Source organism: Gemmatimonadaceae bacterium, assembly GCA_019637355.1.
GTDB lineage: Bacteria > Gemmatimonadota > Gemmatimonadetes > Gemmatimonadales > Gemmatimonadaceae > Pseudogemmatithrix.
In genome coordinates, this window is record JAHBVT010000001.1 from 2,649,684 (window position 1) to 2,669,181 (window position 19,498).

At 70.0% G+C, this 19,498-nt stretch carries 18 protein-coding genes; 10 read left to right on the top strand and 8 right to left on the bottom strand.

The genetic code is table 11. The features are described 5' to 3' along the window. The first annotated feature begins 1 nt into the window (after position 1). On the top strand, positions 2-1,903 hold the full coding sequence (locus KF689_12140) for a heavy metal translocating P-type ATPase (protein MBX3134121.1): 1,902 nt from the start codon (positions 2-4) through the stop codon (positions 1,901-1,903). Here the strand turns inward: KF689_12140 and ccoS are convergent. Genes ccoS through ccoN form a run of 8 tightly spaced genes read right to left on the bottom strand, consistent with a single transcriptional unit; the run spans position 1,869 to position 10,061 of the window. After that, positions 1,869-2,045 (bottom strand): cbb3-type cytochrome oxidase assembly protein CcoS, encoded by a 177-nt coding sequence (gene ccoS / locus KF689_12145; GenBank protein ID MBX3134122.1) that lies wholly within the window; start codon positions 2,043-2,045, stop codon positions 1,869-1,871. The genes KF689_12140 and ccoS overlap by 35 nt on opposite strands. Beyond that, a complete protein-coding gene (locus tag KF689_12150; GenBank protein ID MBX3134123.1) occupies positions 2,042-4,525 on the bottom strand; it encodes a heavy metal translocating P-type ATPase in 2,484 nt (827 codons plus the stop codon). Before KF689_12150 ends, ccoS begins: the two co-directional genes overlap by 4 nt. Continuing rightward, the gene (locus tag KF689_12155) at positions 4,503-5,240 is read right to left on the bottom strand and encodes a sulfite exporter TauE/SafE family protein (protein MBX3134124.1); all 738 of its coding nucleotides are present in this window, start codon (positions 5,238-5,240) and stop codon (positions 4,503-4,505) included. Before KF689_12155 ends, KF689_12150 begins: the two co-directional genes overlap by 23 nt. After that, on the bottom strand, positions 5,237-5,710 hold the full coding sequence (locus KF689_12160) for a FixH family protein (protein MBX3134125.1): 474 nt from the start codon (positions 5,708-5,710) through the stop codon (positions 5,237-5,239). Before KF689_12160 ends, KF689_12155 begins: the two co-directional genes overlap by 4 nt. Beyond that, positions 5,707-7,110 (bottom strand): cytochrome c oxidase accessory protein CcoG, encoded by a 1,404-nt coding sequence (gene ccoG / locus KF689_12165; GenBank protein MBX3134126.1) that lies wholly within the window; start codon positions 7,108-7,110, stop codon positions 5,707-5,709. The genes KF689_12160 and ccoG overlap by 4 nt, the downstream gene beginning before the upstream one ends. Next, entirely contained in the window at positions 7,107-7,670 is a 564-nt protein-coding gene (locus KF689_12170; protein ID MBX3134127.1) for a c-type cytochrome, read from the bottom strand. The genes ccoG and KF689_12170 overlap by 4 nt, the downstream gene beginning before the upstream one ends. Beyond that, complete coding sequence (locus KF689_12175; protein ID MBX3134128.1) at positions 7,663-7,860, bottom strand: cbb3-type cytochrome c oxidase subunit 3; 198 nt, start codon at positions 7,858-7,860, stop codon at positions 7,663-7,665. The genes KF689_12170 and KF689_12175 overlap by 8 nt, the downstream gene beginning before the upstream one ends. Then, positions 7,857-10,061 carry a cytochrome-c oxidase, cbb3-type subunit I gene (gene ccoN / locus KF689_12180; GenBank protein MBX3134129.1) on the bottom strand — a complete coding sequence of 735 codons (2,205 nt, stop codon included), beginning with the start codon at positions 10,059-10,061 and terminating at the stop codon, positions 7,857-7,859. The genes KF689_12175 and ccoN overlap by 4 nt, the downstream gene beginning before the upstream one ends. Before the next feature lie 202 nt (positions 10,062-10,263). Here ccoN and KF689_12185 point away from each other — a divergent pair, with 202 nt between their 5' ends. From KF689_12185 to KF689_12225, 9 genes are all read left to right on the top strand, one after another. Further along, positions 10,264-10,803 (top strand): hypothetical protein, encoded by a 540-nt coding sequence (locus KF689_12185; protein MBX3134130.1) that lies wholly within the window; start codon positions 10,264-10,266, stop codon positions 10,801-10,803. 103 nt (positions 10,804-10,906) lie between these two features. After that, positions 10,907-11,527: an HDIG domain-containing protein gene (locus KF689_12190; GenBank protein ID MBX3134131.1), complete on the top strand. Its 621-nt coding sequence runs from the start codon at positions 10,907-10,909 to the stop codon at positions 11,525-11,527. A gap of 76 nt (positions 11,528-11,603) precedes the next feature. Then, the gene (locus KF689_12195) at positions 11,604-12,194 is read left to right on the top strand and encodes a sigma-70 family RNA polymerase sigma factor (protein MBX3134132.1); all 591 of its coding nucleotides are present in this window, start codon (positions 11,604-11,606) and stop codon (positions 12,192-12,194) included. Further along, positions 12,191-12,565: a hypothetical protein gene (locus tag KF689_12200; protein ID MBX3134133.1), complete on the top strand. Its 375-nt coding sequence runs from the start codon at positions 12,191-12,193 to the stop codon at positions 12,563-12,565. Before KF689_12195 ends, KF689_12200 begins: the two co-directional genes overlap by 4 nt. Before the next feature lie 15 nt (positions 12,566-12,580). Continuing rightward, complete coding sequence (locus KF689_12205; GenBank protein ID MBX3134134.1) at positions 12,581-12,958, top strand: hypothetical protein; 378 nt, start codon at positions 12,581-12,583, stop codon at positions 12,956-12,958. Further along, the gene (locus tag KF689_12210; protein MBX3134135.1) at positions 12,955-14,256 is read left to right on the top strand and encodes a TolC family protein; all 1,302 of its coding nucleotides are present in this window, start codon (positions 12,955-12,957) and stop codon (positions 14,254-14,256) included. Before KF689_12205 ends, KF689_12210 begins: the two co-directional genes overlap by 4 nt. A 71-nt stretch (positions 14,257-14,327) precedes the next feature. Further along, positions 14,328-16,073 carry an efflux RND transporter periplasmic adaptor subunit gene (locus KF689_12215; protein MBX3134136.1) on the top strand — a complete coding sequence of 582 codons (1,746 nt, stop codon included), beginning with the start codon at positions 14,328-14,330 and terminating at the stop codon, positions 16,071-16,073. Between the two features lie 3 nt (positions 16,074-16,076). Then, positions 16,077-17,297, top strand: coding sequence for an ABC transporter permease (locus KF689_12220; protein MBX3134137.1), 1,221 nt, complete (start codon positions 16,077-16,079; stop codon positions 17,295-17,297). A 246-nt stretch (positions 17,298-17,543) separates the two neighbouring features. Further along, positions 17,544-19,475 carry a potassium transporter Kup gene (locus tag KF689_12225; GenBank protein MBX3134138.1) on the top strand — a complete coding sequence of 644 codons (1,932 nt, stop codon included), beginning with the start codon at positions 17,544-17,546 and terminating at the stop codon, positions 19,473-19,475. Positions 19,476-19,498 lie beyond the last annotated feature (23 nt).

Consider the following 19,498-nt stretch of genomic DNA (forward strand, 5'->3'; position numbering starts at 1 on the left):
CGTGACGGGCAGCCAGCCCGCACTCCAGCGCCCCGATCCCGCCACGCGGGTCGGGGCGCTGCCGTTTCCGCTGAGCGCGGCCCGCGCGCCTGCACTCGCGCTGCTCGCCCTGATCGTGGGCGGGGCGCTGTACCTCGCGGTGGAGCCGACGCTTGCATTCTGGCTGCACTACGCGGCGCTCGTCATCCTCGGCGCGCCGGTCGCCTGGCGCACGCTGCGCGGGATGCTGCGCGGCCACTTCGCCGCCGACGTCGTCGCGATGCTGGCCATCGTCACCGCCATCGCGCTGTTCCAGCCGGTGGCCGGCCTCGTGATCGTGCTGATGCAGACCGGCGGCGAGTTGCTCGAGCGCTACGCCGAGGGCCGCGCCTCGGCGGCCGTGCGCGAGTTGGAGGCGGCCGCGCCGCGCATCGCGCACCGCGTCCCTGGCGAGGACAGCTCCCGCACCGAGGACGTCGCGGCCGAAGAAGTGCAGGTCGGCGACCGCATCCTCGTGCGGCCCGGCGAGATGCTGCCCTGCGACGCCGTCGTGCTCGAGGGCAACAGCTCGCTCGACACGTCACGGCTGACCGGTGAACCGCTGCCGCAGCGCGTGCAGATCGGCGCCGCCGTACAGTCGGGCGTGGTGAACCTCGAGGGTCCGCTGCTGCTGCGCGTCACCGCGCCGGCGCGCGAATCGCTGTACGCGCGCATCGTCGAGCTGGTGCGCACGGCGCAGGCCGAGAAGTCGCCCATCCAGCGCCTCGCCGACCGCTGGGCGGTGTGGTTCACGCCGCTCACGATCGTCGTCTGCGTCATCGCCTGGCTGCTCTCCGGCGACGCCACGCGCGTGCTCGCCGTGCTGGTCGTCGCGACCCCCTGCCCGCTCATCCTCGCCACGCCGGTGGCGGTGATCGGCGGCATCAACCGCGCGGCGCGGCGGCAGATCGTCGTGCGCAACGGCTCGGCGTTGGAGCTGCTCGCCCGCGTGGACACCGCCGTGTTCGACAAGACCGGCACGCTGACCATCGGGCGGCCGGCGGTCTCCGACGTGCTCGTGCCGCCCGGAGGCGATGCCGGCGAGCTGCTGCGGCTCGCGGCGGCGATCGAGGTCGGCAGCGGACATCTGCTCGCGCGCTCCACCGTCGAGGCGGCGCATCAGCGCGGCCTCAGCATCCCGACGGCGCGCAACGTGGTCGAGACGCCGGGCCAAGGCGTGCAGGGCGAGGTCGAGGGCCGTCGGGTGACGATCGGCTCACACGCGCTGGTGCGTGCGCAGCACCCAGAAGCCGCCGCCGCGCTCGACACGCTCCACGCGGGCGCGAGCGGACTGCGCGCCTACGTGGCCGCCGACGACCGTGCGCTGGGAACCGTCGCCTACGCCGACCGCGTCCGCGACGACCTCGCACCGATGTTCGCGCGCCTGCGCGCGCTCGGCGTCGCACGCAGTGTGCTGCTCTCCGGTGACCACACCGCCAACGTCGCGCCCATCGCCGCACAGGTGGGCATCACCGAGGCCCGCGGCGACCTCCTGCCGCAGGACAAAGTCGAGGCCGTGCGCGCACTCGAGGCGGCTGGCCATCGCGTCGTGATGGTCGGCGATGGCACCAACGACGCGCCGGCGCTCTCGGCGGCCACGGTGGGCGTGGCGCTGGCCGCGCACGGTGGCGGCATCTCGGCCGAGGCGGCGGGCGTGGTGCTGCTCGCCGACGACGTCACGCGCGTGGCCGACGCCGTGGCCATCGGGCAGCGCACCGTACGCATCGCGCGGCAGAGCATCGCGGCGGGCCTGGCGCTCTCCGGCGCGGCGATGGTCGTCGCGGCGCTGGGTTACATCCCGCCGACGGTCGGCGCCCTGCTGCAGGAGGCGATCGACGTCGCCGTGATCGTCAACGCGCTTCGCGCGGCGGGCGAGGCGGCGTGACCGCGTCGTCGTCGTGCACCGCCCGCATCGCCGGCGTGGTGAGGTCGTCAAACTGCCCCGAGCGCGAACTCCACACGTAGGCGCCGACGAAGATCGCCACCAGCAGGATCGCCAAGGGCACCAGCAGGAACAGCACGCTCATCGGGCCTCCCGGGGGAACGTCCGCGCCCGCCACGTCGCCAGGATCACCGTCACGGAGCCCAGCGGCATCAGCACGGCCGCAAACAGCGGGTCGATGATACCCATCATCGCCATCACCACCGCAATCGCATTATAGCCCAAGGCCACGGCCATATTGCGGTGGATCACCGACGTCGTGCGCCGCGCACCGTCGAAGAGCTCCGGCAGCGAGTCGATGCCGCCGCGGCCCAGATACACGTCGGCCGCCGCCATCGAGGCCTCGGCCCCGCCGCGCACCGCGATGCCCACCGTCGCCGCCGCGATCGCCGCCGCGTCGTTCACGCCGTCACCGACCATCACCACCGTGCCCGCCTCGCGCGCCGCCGCGATGGCCTCGCGCTTGCGCTCCGGCGTCGCGCCGCCTTCCGCCTGCGATGCGGGAATGCCCAGCTCCGCCGCCACCGACTGCACCACCGCTGGCGCGTCGCCGCTGAGCAGGCGCAGCTGCCAACCGCTGCGCTGCAGGCCTTCGACCATCGCGCGCGCCGTGCCGCGCAGCGGATCGCCAAAGCCCGCGCGTGCCACGAGCACGCCGTCCACTGCGATGTCCACGGGTGTCAGTTGCGGCGGGAGTTCGCGAAGCCCCGCGCCTACAGACATCTGCGCGGCGCACCGCTCCCCTGCACCGCTGAGCTTAGCCGCCGCGCTGAGCTCAGCCGCCACCCAGTTCGGCCGGCCAACGAGCACCTCGCGGCCGCCCACCACGCCGCGCAACCCGCCGCCGAGCGTTTCGCTCACGTCAATCGCCTCGGGCGCAGCGACGTCGCTCCACGCCTCAGCGAATGCCGCCGCCACCGGATGCCGCGAGTGCCGCTCCAGCGCCAGCACCAGCGCACGCACGTCTGCGGGGCCGTCATAGGCCTCAAGCCGCATCCGTCCTTCGGTGAGCGTACCCGTCTTGTCCAGGAACACCGTGCCGCGTCCGGTGAGCGTCTCCAGCGCGTGCGCGCCCTTGATGAGCATCCCGCGCGCGGCCGCGCGCCCCACCGACACGGTGAACGCCAGCGGCGTCGCAATCGCCAGTGCGCAGGGGCAGGTCACCACGAGCAGCGCGATGGCATTGTCGATGGCAAAGTACACGTCGCGCTGCCACCAGAGGCCCGCCGTCACCGCCGCGAGCGTCAGGATCACGGCGATGAAGTATCCGGCGATGCGGTCGGCCAGCAGCACCACCGGCGGCCGCTCGCGCGCGCCTTCCTCGACGTCGCGCAGCAGGCGTCCCAGGCGGCTGCTGATGCCGGCTTGCTCCACCTGCACGCGCAGCGGCGCCGACAGGTTCACCGTGCCGGCGAACACTTGGTCGCCCGCAGTCACCGTGACCGGCCGCGATTCGCCCGTAAGCAGCGCGAGGTCCAACGCGCTGCTGCCCCGCAGCACGCGGCCGTCGGCGGCCAGCGTATCGCCGGCGCGCACGTCGAGCAGCATTCCCGGCAGCACCGCCTCCGACGGGACTTCGCGCACGCTGTCGCCATCCACGATGCGCGCGGTGGCCGGCGCCAGCGCGCCGAGCAGGGCCGCCGAGTCCGCGGCGCCGCGCTGGGCGCGGTGCTGCAGGTAGCGCCCGAGCAAGAGCAGGAAGATCAGCGTGCCGACGGCATCGAAGTAGATCGGCCCGGAGTCGCGCCAGGTGTTGATTGCGCCCTGCACGTAGCCCACCGCCAACGCCAGCGCGATCGGCACGTCCATATGCAGGCGGCGGTTGGACAGCGCCTGCCACGCACTCGTGAAGAACACGCGACCCGGCCACAGCAGGCCCGGCGTCACCAGCACGAAGCTCAGCCAGCGGAAGTAGCGCTCGAACTCGCGCTCCATCCCGCTGAACACGCCGCTGTACAGCGCCAGCGCGATCGTCATCACGTTGCCGGCGATCGCCCCCGCGACGCCGATGCGCGTGAGCATCGCGCGTTCCTCGGCGCGGCGCGCTTCGTCGGCGCGCAGGCCGCGGAAGGCGTGCGGCGGGTAGCCGAGCCGGTCCAGCGCCTGCGCGAGCGCGCTCAGCGTCACGGCGCGCGGGTCCCAAGCCAAGCGCGCCACGCCACGCGTCACGTCGAGCTCGGCGCGCACCGCGCCGGGCACGATCATCGGCACCCGCTCCACCAGCCACACGCAGGACGCGCAGTGCACGCCTTCGAGGTACACCGTCACCTCGGCGAGGCCATCGGCGCCCTGCCGCACGTGCGCCGCCTGGAAGGCCTCGTGGTCGAATTCGGCATAGCTGCGGCCGCTCGGCGACACACGCGAAGGGCGGCGTTCTGGCAGCGCGTAGAACCCACCCAGCCCGCTCTGGCGAATGATGCTCGATGCCGTCTCGCAGCCGGCGCAGCAGTACGTCGCGCCGTCCACCGTGCGCGCGTCGCCGGTGGACGCCTCGAGCCCGCAGTGGGCGCAACGCAGCGCGGCCGGCGCCTCGAGCGTGAGCTCAGTCGTGAGCGTCGTGCCCATCGTGCTCGGCGCTGGCGGCGGGTTCGGCCGCGTGGGAATGCGAAGGCGTCACCGTCAGCCGTCCGGCCACGGTCAGCACGCCAAGGATCACGAGCACGCTGGCCGTCACCACCGGCAGGCGCGTGCGGAAGCGGCCGAGCAGGCGCTGCGCACCGAGTCCGACGGCCGCCATCAGCGGCAGCGTCCCCAGCCAGAACGCCGCCATCACCGTCGCGCCGCCCAGCGCGGAGCCCGCCGCCGCCGACGTCGCGACGAAGGCATAGAGCCAGCCACAGGGCAGCGCGGCGGACAGCGCGCCGATTGCCAGCGCGCGCAGGGCCGGCGGCCGCTCCTGCACCGCGCGCACCGCCTTGGCGACGCGCGTGGCCAAGGCGGGCGGCACATCAAGCAGCGGGATGCGCAGTCCCAGCGCCGCGGCGAGCGACGCCAATCCCCAGAGAATAAGCAAGATGCCCGCGACCACCGCCGCCGGTCTCGCCCATCCCGCCACCGCACCGGCGCGATTGAGCCCCGCACCGGCCGCTCCGGCCAGCGCGCCCAGCAGCGCGTACGAGAGCAGACGGCCGCCGTTGTACGCCGCCGTCGAGCGCAGCGCACGTCGCCCGCCGGAGGCATCGCCACCGGAGGCGAGGCAAGCGAAGCTCCCGCACATCCCGGCGCAGTGTGCGCTGCCGAGCAGTCCGGCGACGAACACGGAGCTGGCCAGCGCGATCACGGCGCCTCGGTGTGCTGCGTGTCCTCGAAGCGCTCGCTGCCGCGCCGCGCGGTGATGCGCACTTCCCACAAGCCGCCGCGCGCCGCCACCGCCGGCGCCGAGTACGCGCCGGCACCAAGCGCCGCGAGTTGTACCTGCAGCGGCGTCGAGGCTTCGCGGTTGTGGATCAGCGTCACGTGCACGTCGGCATCGGCGATCGGCACGCCGTCGCGGTCCGCGAGCGTCACGCGCAGTTCACGCCCGGCCTCAGCCGACGCGCCGAGCGATGCCTCTGCCGACCAGCCCAGCGCCGCACTCGCCGCGCGCCGCGCCATCGTGCGGTCCCACTCCACCGCCTTGCGGTAGTAGTCCGGCTCCACCACGGTGCCGTTGGGATCGCGCGACGACGCGAAGAGCATCACCACGTTCACGCCCACCGTGAATGCCAAGGCGAGGGTCACCAACACGGGCCATTGCCATCCGCGCTTCATCGTTGCTCCGGGGGTTGGGTGCCCCACACGGGGCCGGGAAGGCGCCACGAGAACTCGCGCGAGTACTTGCCGCCGTCGTCGATGCGGAAGCGCACGCGACGCTCGCCGCTCACGAAGCGCTCCGCGCCCTGCATCACGAACACCGAGGTGGTCACCGTCTCGCCGGCGTTCACGCGCAGCGGGTTCTCGGGTGCGATGAGCGTCGCGCCGGGTTCGTCGAGGTATGCGATGTGGTACTGCTGCGTCGCGCGCGTGCGGTTGGCCACCTTGATGCGCACCTGGTTGACCACGCGGCCGTCGGCCTCGCGTGTGAACGGCGCCCCGATCGGCCCGAGCAACGTCACGTCGGCCGCAGACTTGGTGGCCAGCGCCAGCAGGAAGGCCCCGAAGAACGCGACGAAGGCGAGCGGGTACAGCACCGTGCGCGCCCGCAGGATCTTGGGCGGACGTCCCGCCAGCGCGTCCTGCGAGCTGTAGCGAATGAGCCCCGCGGGCTTGCCGACCTTCTCCATAATCGCGTCGCAGGCGTCGGCGCACTGCGTGCAGTGGATGCACTCCATCTGCAGCCCGTCGCGGATGTCGATGCCGGTGGGGCAGGTGTTCACGCAGGCGTTGCAGGCGACGCAGTCGCCGAGCCCGGGACGCGCCCCCGTGCCGTGGCCGCGCGGCTCGCCGCGCGCGGCATCGTAGGCCACAATCACCGATTGTTTGTCCAGCAGCGCCGACTGCCAGCGCCCGTACGGACAGGCCACGAGGCAGGTCTGCTCGCGGAACCAGGTGAAGTCGAGGAACACGCCCAGCGACACCACCGCCATCACGAGGAATGGCGTCGGGTGCTGCACCGGCGACTGCGTCACCCAGCGCAGCAGCGACTCCGTGCCCACGAAGTAGGCCAGGAACGTGTTCCCCAGCAGCACCGCCAGGACGCCATAGACAGCGTACTTGAGCAATCGGCGCGGCGTGAAGTGCCTGCGGTCCTTGTCCAGCGCGCGCGACTGCGCGTAGCCGCCCTCGATCACCCGCTCGATCGGCCGGAACAGGAACTCCATCCACACCGTCTGCGGACAGGCCCAGCCGCACCACACGCGGCCGAACAGGGCCGTGAGCAGGAAGATCAGCACCAGCACGCTGACGAACAGCAGCATCAGCAGCAGCGTGTCCGTCGGCAGGAACGTCGTGCCGAAGAACGTGAACTCGCGCCGCGGCAGGTCGAGCAGCATCCACGGCTTGTCGTTCCAGCGCAGGTGCGGGAACGCCAGGTAGAACACCATCAAGGCATACGCCACCACCTGCCGCCGGATCAGCCACTTGCCCGCAGAGGGCTTGGGGCGGATCCAGCGGCGCGAGCCGTCCTCGTTGAGCGTCGCGAGTACGCGCCCGCGTGCTGCGGGTGCGCTCACGAGCCTCCCGTGGGCCCTTCAGGAGCCTTGGGGTTGGGTGGGTTCGTGCCCTGCAGCGACAGCACGTAGGCCGTCACGTTGTTGAGCTGCTCCGGGCGCAGGATGCGCTCCCAGGGCGGCATCCCCTTGGCCAGTACCCCCACCGCGATGGTGTGGTGCACCTGCGTCGGCGACCCGCCGTGGATCCACGCATCGTCGGTGAGGTTGGGGCCGATGAGACCACCACCGTCGGCGCGGTGGCAGGCCGCGCAGTTGGCATCGTACACCGCCTTGCCGTCGGCCAGCGCGGCGCGGTTCGTCACCAACTGCCGCAACTCGTCGTCGGTGGGGCCGGCCGCCACCTGCTGCGGCTGTGCCGCCGCGGCCTTCGCCACGCTGGCCTCATACTCGGCGATCATCCCCGGCCCCTCGCCGAACGGCGACGGCAGGAAGTAGTACGCCACGCTGAACACGATCGTCGCCCAGAACACCCACACCCACCAGCGGGGCATCGGGTTGTCGTACTCCTGGATCCCGTCGTACGAGTGATCGAGGAGCTTGTCGTCGGATTGGTCAGCCATTGCTGCTCCCGGTCCCCGGGGACCGTGTGTCGTCGTCGAGGGGCAACTGGGCCGCCGCGCGCATCCGCTCGGCGCTGCCCGGTGCGAGGATCATCGCCACCACCATCACGAAAGCCGCCACGAACAGCAGCAGCGCGACGATGGCGTACATCGAGAGCCCGGAGGCGCTCATCACGTCGGTGAGCTTCACGGCGTCGCTCCCGGGGCCGAGCCCCCCGCCGCACTCGCGGTACCCGTGGGTGTCTGGATGTCGCGGCCCAGGCGCTGCAGATAGGCCACCAGCGCGATGACCTCCTTATCGGCCAAGCCGCTCGGGCCGCCGCTGGCTTCGATGCCGGCCGCCATCTGCTCGGCCTGCGCCCGCGCCATCGCCGGGGCGTTGCGGACCGCCTCGCCATACGGCACGCCCAGCATCACCATCGCGTCCACGCGACGCTGGATGCCGTCGAAGTCCAACTCGCGCCGCTCGAGATGCGCGTACACGGGCATAATCGAGTTGGCCACCAAGCTCTTGGGCTCGGCGAAGTGCCGGATGTGCCACAGGTCCGGATACTTTCCGCCGATGCGCGCGAGGTCCGGTCCGATGCGACGCGAGCCCCACAGGAACGGATGGTCGTACACGAACTCGCCCGGCTTCGAGTACTCGCCGAAGCGTTCCGTCTCGTAGCGCAACGGGCGCACCATCTGCGAATGGCAGTTAAAGCAGCCTTCCTTGATGTAGAGGTCGCGTCCGGCGAGCTCAAGCGGCGTGTATGGCTTCACGCTGGCGATGGTCGGTACGTTGCTCTTGATCAGGAAGGTCGGGATGATCTCCGCCAGCGAGGCCACCACCACCGCGAGCACGGTCATCACCGTGAAGAGCAGCGGCAGCCCCTCCCAGCGGCGGTGCCAGCCCATTCCGGTGAAGCGGGCGAACGCGCCTTCGCCCGCCGGAGCGGCGTGCGGCACATAGGGCTTGGCCAGCGCCGGTGCCGACACCTCGGGCACCTCGTAGGCAGCCGGCCGCGCCTGCCACGTCTTGTAGATGTTGTACAGGAAGATCAGCGAGCCCGCGATGTACAGCGTGCCACCAGCCACGCGCACCCAGTACATCGGCATCAGCTGCATCACCGTCTCGACGAAGTCGGGGTACGCCAGGCGGCCCGTCTCGTCGAAGGCGCGCCACATCAGCCCCTGCGTGATGCCGGCCGAGTAGATGCTGGCCACGTAGAGCAGGATGCCGAAGGTCGCGATCCAGAAGTGCAGCTCAGCCAGCTTCTTGGAATACAGCGGCGTCTGGAACAGCCGCGGCGCCAGCCAGTAGACCATACCGAAGGTCAGCAGGCCGTTCCATCCGAGTGCACCGGTGTGCACGTGCGCGATGATCCAGTCGGTGTAGTGCGCCAGTGCGTTGACGCTCTTCACCGAGAGCATCGGGCCTTCGAAGGTGCTCATCCCGTAGGCCGTGATCGCCACGACGAAGAACTTGAGCACCGGCTCTTCCGTCACCTTGTGCCAGGCGCCGCGCAGCGTCAGCAGGCCGTTCACCATCCCGCCCCAGCTCGGCATCCACAGCATCACCGAGAACAGCATTCCCAGCGTGCTCGCCCAGTCCGGCAGCGCAGTGTAGTGCAGGTGGTGCGGGCCCGCCCAGATGTACAGGAACACCAGCGACCAGAAGTGCAGGATCGACAGCTTGTACGAGAACACCGGTCGCTCGGCGGCCTTCGGCATGAAGTAGTACATCAGGCCGAGGAAGGGCGTCGTCAGGAAGAACGCGACGGCGTTGTGCCCGTACCACCACTGCATAAAGGCGTCCTGCACGCCGGCGTAGAGCGAGTAGCTCTTCAGCCAGCCGGCCGGGACGCTCAGATTGTTGAAGATGTGCAGGATCGCGACCGTCACGATGGACGCGATGTAGAACCAGATCGCCACGTAGATGTGGCGCTCGCGGCGCCGCGCGATGGTGCCGAAGAAGTTGATCGCGAAGGCCACCCACACCACGGCGATGGCCAGATCGATCGGCCACTCCAGCTCCGCGTACTCCTTGGCCTGCGTGAAGCCAAGCGGCAGCGTCAGCGCCGCGGCGACGATGATCGCCTGCCAGCCCCAGAAATGGAACTTGCTCAAGCCGTCGGAGAACATCCGCGTCTTGAGCAGTCGCTGGGTGGAGTAGTAGGCGCCGGTGAAGATCGCGTTGCCCGCGAACGCGAAGATCACCGCGTTGGTATGCAGCGGGCGCAGTCGCCCGAAGGACAGCCAGGAGATGTCGAAGTTGAACCAGGGGTTCGCCAGCTGCAGCGCGATCAGCAGGCCGACGGTGAAACCGACGATGCCCCAGATGATGGTCGCCCACAGGAACTTGCGGACGATGTCGTCATCGTAGGAGAAGGTCTCGAGGTGCGTACTCATCAGGAGGCTCCACGGGGGTGGGAAGTCGGGCAAACCAACGTCCTATTTTGGCGCGTCCTGACCGAACCTGCAGTCAGCAGTTCGCGGAGGCTAGGTCAGGACTTTCCTGACCGTTTCTCCCGCACCCCTCGCTTCCGCGGGCCGATGCGTGCAACGTTCAGACACTCCTCTGGTCCCCCCCCCACCCCGGAAGGAACACGTTATGCGTCTCACTCACGTCGCCTTGGCGGCGACCGCTCTCGCGCTTGCGCTCCCCGCGAGCGCCGACGCCCAGCGCGCGAACACCACGAGCGGCAACCGCGGCCAGCCCAACACCACCGTCCCGCCATTCAACGTGCCCACGGCCAATCGCGTGAAGTCGATGGGCAACGTGGCCGCCGAGCTGATTGACAACCGGCGCCGCCTCGGCCTCGACGAGACCGCCCTCGCCGCGCTACGCGAACTCGCCGACGAGATCGACAAGCGCAACGAGCCCGCGCTGGCCACCTTCGATTCTGCGCGGACGGTGGCTCGTGCGAACAACAACACCAACCAGTCCGGCACGCTCGAAGGCCGGGCCACCACGGCCATTATGAACGAGACGGCCCGCGGCATCGCGGGCCTGCGCGAGGCCGACGCCGAGCGGGCCCTGGCGTTGATTCCCGAGGACAAGCACGCCGCCGCGAAGACCATCCTCCAGAACCAACAGCGCGACTTCGACCGGGCGTTTGCACCGCGGACTAGGGCCGGCGGCCGCCCCTAGTCGCGCACGACCGGACGGCGGTTGATATTGAAAGCGTCGTAGGGACGGGCCGGTCGCCACGCGACCGGCCCGTCCCCGTTCCTCCCTCGCGCCAATCCAGAGAATGTCCGACTCCGCCCTGCCCGCCCGCGCCGACGCCCTCGCCCTGATGGAGGCCTGGACCGCCAGCGACTCCCTCCGCAAGCATATGCTCGCCGTCGAGGGCGCAATGCTCGCCTACGCCCGCCACTTCGGCGAAGACGAGCAGGCCTGGGGCCTCACCGGACTGCTCCACGATTTCGATTACGAGCGTTACCCGAACGAGGCCCACGCCGCCGACGCCGAGCACCCCAGCGAGGGCGTACGCCACCTGCGCAGCCTCGGCTACCCGGAACCCATCCTCCAGGCCATCCTCGGCCACGCACGCTACACCGGCGTCGCGCGGGAGACGCGGATGGCCAAGGCTCTCTTCGCCGTCGACGAGCTCTGCGGGCTCATCACCGCCGCCGCGCTGGTGCGGCCGTCGCGAAGCGTGCTCGATCTCGAGGCCTCGTCGGTCAAGAAGCGGATGAAGGACAAGGCCTTCGCCCGTGGCGTCAGCCGTGCGGACGTCACCGAGGGCGCCGCCGAGCTCGGCGTGCCGCTGGAGGAGCACATCGCGTTTGTGATCCAGGCCCTGCGCGACCGTGCCGCCCTGCTCGGGCTCGAGGGCACGGCGGCCCAGGGCGGCGGCGCTGGCGTGTAACGCTTGACCCCCCTTGCCTGTCCAACGCCTCAGACCCCAGCCGCGTACAGGAGGGCGTGAACACTGAGCGTATCCAATGACCAGCATCGCCCTCCCCTGGGGAGCGGCGCCGAGCCGCCGGACCGTGACTGAACGGCCGGCGGACGAGAAGGGCCTTGTGCTCGCCGCCCAGCGCGGCGAGCAGGCGGCGTTCTCGGAACTCGTGCATCGCCACCAGCGCCGGGCGTATGCCGTCGCCCGCGCCATCGTGATCAACCACGAGGACGCGGAGGATGCGGTGCAGGAGGCCTTCCTGCACGCCTACCGGGCGATCGATCGCTTTCTCCCGGACCAGGCCTTCGGGGCGTGGCTGCACCGCATCGTCGCCAACGCGGCACTCGATGTCACGCGGCGGCGCAAGGTCCGTGATGCTGATGAACTGCCCGAGACGGTCGCGTCGCCGTTCCGGGATCCCGCCGAGAAGGGGGAACTCCGCCAGCGCCTGCTCTCGGCGCTGGAGACGCTTCCCGAACGGCAGCGGGCCGTCATCCTGCTGCACGACGTGGAAGGCTACAAGCACGCGGAGATCGGCAAGATGCTCGACATCCCGGAAGGGACGGCGCGCTCCGACCTCCATTACGCACGATCCCAACTGCGCCAAGTCCTTGGCGCCCTGAGGCAAGTATGACTGAATTCAACAGTGGACCCCAGCTCGTCCGTGACGACGAGCTCACGCGCGAACTGCGTGCCATCGTGGCGCCGCCGTCCGACGCCGCGTACTGGGACGGGTTCGAGCAGCGCATCCTCGCGCGCATCGAGCGCGGCCGCAGCGAAGGCGCCTGGTGGGTGCTCTCCGAGCGCGCGTACCAGGTGGGCCTGATGGCCGCCGGAATGGTGCTCATCGTGGCGGCGTCGGTGTTCCTGCGCGAGCGGGCCCTCGAGCGCCGGATGGCCTACGAATCGCTGATCGTCGCCCCGGCCGAGGTGCAGCAGACCTTCGCCCGGCGCGGACTGGTGCCTGACCGACAGGCAACCCTGCGCGCCGTTACGGACCACTAACGAACGGCGGGAACGATGCGTCGAACCAATGGCTACGCCGTGGCGTTCTTCATCGCGGCCCTCGGGGCTGGGGCCGCGATCGGGATCGTGACGGACCGGACGCTGCAGCGCGAGCGCCTGGAACGGCAATGGAACGACCCCCGGGCGATGCGGACGCGCTTGGCCGATGACCTCGGGATGGATGCGACGCAGCGCGCGCAGCTCGATAGCATCCTCGACGAACGGAACCGCCAGTACGACAGCGTGATGGCCCCCGTGCGGCCGCAGTTGGACTCGCTCGGGACGCTCGCACGCCAACGGATTCGGCAGCTGCTCACTCCCGGGCAGCAGGCCACATATGACCAGATTCTCCGCGAACGCGAAGACGCGCGGAGACAGGAGAGGCGGCAATGAAGGTGGTAGCGACCTTGCTGGCAGCGTTCACCATCCTGCCGGCGACCTTGGCCGCGCAGGATGCGCGGCCGATTTCGCTTGATGAGGCCGTGCGGCTCGCGCGGCGCAACGCGCCCGCCGCCGTGCAGGCGCGCAACGCCATCCGCACCAACGCGGCGCAGGTGCGCTCGCGCTACGCGGCCTTCCTCCCGAACTTCTCCTTCGGCGCCGGCGTCTCGCGCCAGGAAGGCTCGCGCTTCGTGCCCGACTTCAATACGGTGGTCTCCACCGACCAGCCCTGGCGCGGCTCGCATCGCTTCAATTCCAACCTCGAGCTCTTCGACGGCGGCCGCCGCTACTTCGAGCTGCAGTCGGCCCGCGCCAACGTCGACGCCGCCGAGGCCACCGAGGTCTCGCAGTCATTCAACGTCGCCCTCCAGGTGAAGCAGCAGTACTACGGCGTACTCGCCGCCCGTGAGCAGCGTGCCGCCGCCCAGAAGCAGCTCGAGCAGGCCGAGCAGCAGCTGCGCGCCTCCACCGCCCGCGTGCAGGCCGGCGCCGCCACGCGCTCCGACTCCCTGCGCACCAGCATCCAGGTCGGCAACGCCCGCCTCGCCATCCTGCAGGCCGAGAACAACCTCGCCACCGCCAACGCCGCGCTCTCGCGCCTCGTCGGCACGACCTACATCGTGACCGCCACGCCGTCCGACACGGCGGAGACGGGCACCATCCGCGACAGCGACCTCGAGCTCTTCGCGGCCGCCGAGCAGGGCCCGGCCGTCCGCCAGGCCCAGGCGCAGTACGCCGCCGCCCGCCAGTCCTCGCGCGCCGCCAAGACGCCCTACCTCCCCACGCTCTCGATGGGAATGGGCTGGAGCTACGCCGCCGCCGATTCGGGCTTCCGCTTCACCGGCGACAGCCGCAACCGCAACGTCCAGACCTCGCTGAACATCAGCTTCCCGATCTTCAACAACCTCAACCGCGAGCAGCAGGTCGTCGCCGCCGCGGTCGCCGAGGACAACGCCGAAGTGCAGCTTCGCGACGCGCGCCTCAATGCGCGCCAGTTGATGGTGCAGCAGCTCGGTGCCTTCCGCACCGCCGAGGCCCGCGTCGAGATCCAGCTCGCCAGCGTCGCCGCCGGCGAGGAAGACCTCCGCGTGCAGCAGGAGCGCTACTCGCTCGGCGCCTCCACGCTGCTCGACGTCCTCAACTCGCAGACCACGCTCGACCAGGCGCGCCGCGACCTCATCCAGGCGCGCCTCGATGCGCGCACGGCCAAGGCGCAGATCGAGGCCCTCATCGGCCGCGACCTGCAGTAGAACGGCGGGGCGGCTCGGTGAGCCGTCCCGCAGCATCCGTCATCCGTCATCCGTCCCTTCCAGAGGTTCCTGTGTCTCCCCGCCGCCTCACCCTCGCCGCTCTCGCCGCTCTCGGCCTCGTCGCCGCCTGCGGCAAGAAGGCCGCCGCCCCGCTTCGCATCTCCACCGCCGCCGTGGAGCGCCGCACGATCGTCGTGCAGGCCGAAGCCACCGGCATCATCGAACCGATCAACGTCGTCGAGGTGAAGTCCCGCGCCTCCGGCCAGATCGTCGAGATGCCCGTCGAGACGGGCAACCTCGTCCGCCCGGGCGCGCTGATCGTCCAGCTCGACACGCGGGACGTGCAGAACCAGTTCGACCAGGCCAAGGCCGACCTCCAGTCGTCCGAGGCCTCCCTCGCCGTGGCCGAGCAGAACAAGCGGCGCTCCGACGAGCTCTTCCGTTCGCAGATCATCACGGCGCAGGAGAACGAGCAGGCCGGCCTCACGTACCAGAACGCGCTGGCGAACATCGTCCGCGCCCGCACCAACCTCGACCTCGCGCAGCAGCGCCTCGAGGATGCCCGCGTCGTCGCGCCCGTGACCGGCACCATCATCGAGAAGCCCGTAGCGCTGGGCCAGGTCATTCAGTCCGGCACGCAGGCCGTCGGTGGCGGCACGACCATCGTGAAGATGGCCGACCTCACCAAGGTCCGGGCCCGCGCGCTGGTCAATGAAACCGACATCGGCCGCGTGATGGCCGGCCAGGAAGCCACCGTCATCGTCGACGCCTTCCCCGACCGCCCCTTCCGCGGCGTGGTCGAGAAGATCGAACCCCAGGCCGTCGTCCAGCAGAACGTGACGATGTTCCCCGTGCTCGTCTCGCTCGAGAACCGCGAAGGCCTGCTCCTGCCCGGGATGAACGGTGAGGTGAGCATCATCTCCGATCGCCGCGAGAACGTCGTCGCGGTGCCGAATGAAGCCATCCGCTCCGTCCGCGAGGCTACGCAGGCTGCGGCCATCCTCGGCATCAGCCCCGACACCATCCAGGCCCAGTTGCGCAACGCGATGGGCGGGATGGGTGGTGGCGGTATGGCCGGCGGAATGCCCAATGGAATGCAGGGCGGCGCGCGTCCGGCCGGCCCCAACGCCGGTGCCGCACGCCCCGGCTTCGCCGACTTCTCGCAGCAGGGACGTCAGGGCGGCCAGGGAATGCAACTCCCGACCGTGACCGACGCCCAGTGCAAGGCCGTGACCGATGCCCGCACCGCCAAGCCGGCAGTGGCGGCGCGCATCGACTCGCTGCAGGGCCAGATGCGCGACCCCAACGCCGACCGGATGGCGCTGATGGGCTCCATCCGCACGGCCTACGGCGAACTCGGCGTGGACCAGCAGGTGGCCCGTGCCTGCGTCGTGCGGACGCAGAACCAGGGTGGCCAGCCTGGCGCCGGCCCGGCGCCGTCCGGCGGCAATGCCGCGCCGGCCGCCGCTGGCACGCCCACGCCCGCTCGCTCGGGCCCGCGTGCGCTCGCGGCGCCGGGTGCCCAGCAGGGCGCCAACGGCGCTCGCAATGCCGGCCGCGCGGGCTCGCGCACCGGGCTCGTCTTCGTCAAGCGCGGCGAGAACAGCTGGGAAGCCCGCGTCGTCCGCCTCGGCGTCGCCGACTACGACTTCACTGAAGTGCTCTCCGGCCTCGAGGAAGGCGACCAGGTCGCCCTGCTCAGCGCCGCCGCGTTGCAGATGCAGCGCCAGGAGAACCAGGACCGGATGCGCGCGATGACCGGCGGCTCCTCGCCGCTGGGCGGCGGCGCCGGCGGCGCCCGTCCGCCGGGTCGTTGATCTATGCTCTTCGGCGAAACCATTCGCGTCGCCCTCGGGGCGCTCCGGGCCAATAAGCTGCGCTCGCTGCTCACGATGCTCGGCATCGTGATCGGCGTGTCCGCGGTCATCGCCGTGGTCGCCCTCGGCCGCGGCGCCCAGAGCGCCGTCAACGAGCGCATCGCCTCGCTCGGCACGACGCTGCTCACCGTCTCGCCGGGCCAGGCCCGCTCCGGCGGCGTGATGTCCTTCGACGTGCGCACGCGCCTCACGCTCGAGGACGCCCAGGCGCTCCGCGATCGCGGCACCGTGCTCGCGGCGGTGCAGCCCGAGATGGCGTCCAATCTGCAGGTGCAGTTCGTCAACAAGAACGCCGGCACCTCGGTGGTCGGTACCTCGGCCAACTATCCCGAAGTCCGCAAGTACGAGTTGGAGTCAGGACGCTTCTTCACCGAGGGCGAAGACGCCAGCCGCCAGCGCGTGGCCGTCGTCGGGCCCTCGGTGTGGCAGAACCTCGGCCTGCAGAGCGCCGACGGCATCGTCGGCGAAAACATCCGCATCCGCGGCATCCAGTTCCTCGTCGTCGGCGCCTACAAGTCCAAGGGGCAGGCCTCGCCGTTCAACAACCCCGACGACCAGATCCTCATCCCCATCCAGACGGCCCGCTTCCGCGTGATGGGCAGCAACCGCCTGCGCTCCATCTCCGTCCTCGCGCCCAGCGAGGCGCTGATCCCGGAGACGATGGCCGACATCCAGCGCATCCTGCGCCGCGAGCACAAGCTGCGGCCCGAGCGCCCGGACGACTTCCAGATCCGCAACCAGGCCGACTTCCTCAACACCCTCGGCGAGACCACGCAGGTGTTCTCGATGCTGCTGGCCGGCATCGCCGCCGTGTCGCTGCTCGTCGGCGGCATCGGCATTATGAACATTATGCTGGTGTCGGTCACCGAGCGCACGCGCGAGATCGGCATCCGGAAGGCCTTGGGCGCGACGCGCATCAACATCCTCTTCCAGTTCCTGATCGAGGCCATCGTGCTCTGCCTCGTCGGCGGCGCGCTGGGCATCGCGGTGGGAGCCGGCGGAGCCTATGCCTTCACCAAGTTCCTCGGCTGGAACACCGAAGTCGGCACATCGTCGGTGATGCTCGCCTTCGGCTTCTCGGCCTTCGTCGGGCTCGTGTTCGGCGTGTACCCGGCCCGTCGCGCGGCGGTGATGGATCCGATCGTCGCGCTGCGCTACGAGTAGCGATTCGCCTTTCCTATATAACTGCACGGCGAAGCGGGCGATGTGCAGAGCGCATCGCCCGCTTCGTTTGCATCGCGTGGGGCACGCCATACATTCCCTGACGCGGCGCGGGCAGCCCACGTCGCGGAGCGCGCCGACTCTCGGCGCGCCCAGCCCGCTGCACTCCCCCGGGGCGCCGGACCGGCCCCTCCCCATATGCCGGACCAAGACTCTCAGGCAGCGCCCGAACCGAAGCCGTCGGTGCGGATGACCGCCGAGTACAAGCCACCCGAACGACACCACGTTGAGGCCAACCCTACGGGGAAGCGTCTCGCGATCCTGTCCCTCGGCGCCCTCGGCGTCGTGTACGGCGATATCGGGACCAGCCCGCTCTACGCGCTGCGGGAGTGCTTCAGTCCCGAATACGGACTCCTGCCGACGCCGGAGAACGTCTACGGCATCCTCTCGCTGATTGTCTGGGCCCTGCTGTTGGTGGTGACGGTCAAATACATCGTCTTCATCCTGAGGGCCGACAATCGCGGCGAGGGCGGCATCCTCGCGATGCTCGCCCTGCTGCTCCAGCAGGAGCCAAGCAACCGCAAGCGCCGCTTCTTCGTCATCGCGCTCGGCCTGATGGGCGCCGCGCTACTCTACGGCGACGGAATGATCACGCCGGCCATTTCCGTGGTCTCGGCGATGGAGGGCCTCACGGTCGTCTCGCCACGCTTCCAGCCCGCGGTCGTCCCGCTGGCCATCGTGATCCTAGTCGCCCTGTTTCTCGGCCAGCGCTTCGGGACCGCCAAGGTGGGGGCGCTCTTCGGTCCGATCACCTTCGTCTGGTTCGCCACGCTCGCCACCCTCGGTACCGTCGAGGTCGTCAAGCATCCGGGCATCCTCGCCGCGCTCAACCCTTGGCACGCGGTGCGCTTCTTCCTGGCCAATGGCACCGCGGGCTTCCTGGTGCTCGGCGCCGTCGTGCTCGTCGTGACCGGCGCCGAAGCGCTCTACGCCGATATGGGCCACTTCGGCAAGCGGCCGATCCGCCTCGCGTGGTTCGTGATGACCTTGCCGGCGCTGCTGCTCAACTACTTCGGCCAGGGCGCCTTGATCCTCCGTGACGCCGCGGCCGTCGAGAATCCATTCTTCCTGCTGGCGCCGCGCGTGATGCTGTATCCGCTGATCGCGCTGGCGACGATTGCCACCATCATCGCCTCGCAAGCGATGATCTCGGGCGCCTTCTCGCTCTCGCAGCAGTGCATCCAGCTCGGCTACTCGCCGCGGATGACGATCACGCACACCTCGGCGCGCGAGTTCGGGCAGATCTACATCCCTGAGATCAACAACGCGCTGATGGTCGGTTGCCTCGTGATGGTGCTCGGCTTCAGGTCCTCGGCGTCGCTGGCCGCCGCCTATGGCATCGCCGTCACGGGCACCTTCGTGTTGGCAACTACGCTGTACTTCATCATCGCGCTGCGCCGCTGGAATTGGGCACCGTGGAAGGCCTGGCTGTTCTTCGGCTTCTTTATGAGCATCGACTTGGCGCTGTTCGGCGCCAGCGCACTCAAGTTCGTGCACGGCGGCTGGGTCCCGATCGTCATCGCCATCGGAATCTTCACGTTGATGACCACCTGGAAGCGCGGGCGGGCCATCCTCACCGAGCGGATGCAGGACATCTCGTTTCCGATGGAGACTTTCCTCGCCGACATCGGCGAGAACCCGCGCACGCGCGTGCCGGGCACGGCCGTCTTTATGACCTCCGAGGTCCAGGGCGTGCCGGTGGTGCTGCTCCACCACCTCAAGCACAACAAGGTGCTGCACGAGACCGTCATCCTGATGTCCATCCGCACCGCCGACGTGCCGGAGACGGATCGCCACGACCGCGTGAGCATCGAGGCGCTGGGCCACGGCTTCTTCCGCGTCATCGGGACCTATGGGTTTATGGAAGGCCCCGACGTGAAGGAGATCCTGCAGCGCTGCCGCGACGCCGGCATCGCCGCGCGCCCGCTGGACACCAGCTACTTCCTCGGCCGCGAGGAGCTCATCGCGCGCAGCGGCCCGTGGCGCAAGGGCGGGCTGTCGATGAACATCTTCCGCAAGAAGCTCTATGCGGTGATGGCACGGAACGCCCGCAGCGCAACGCACTACTTCCAGCTCCCGCCGAATCGCGTGGTGGAACTGGGGACGCAGATTGAGTTCTAGATAAGACGGAAGACGGAAGCTGC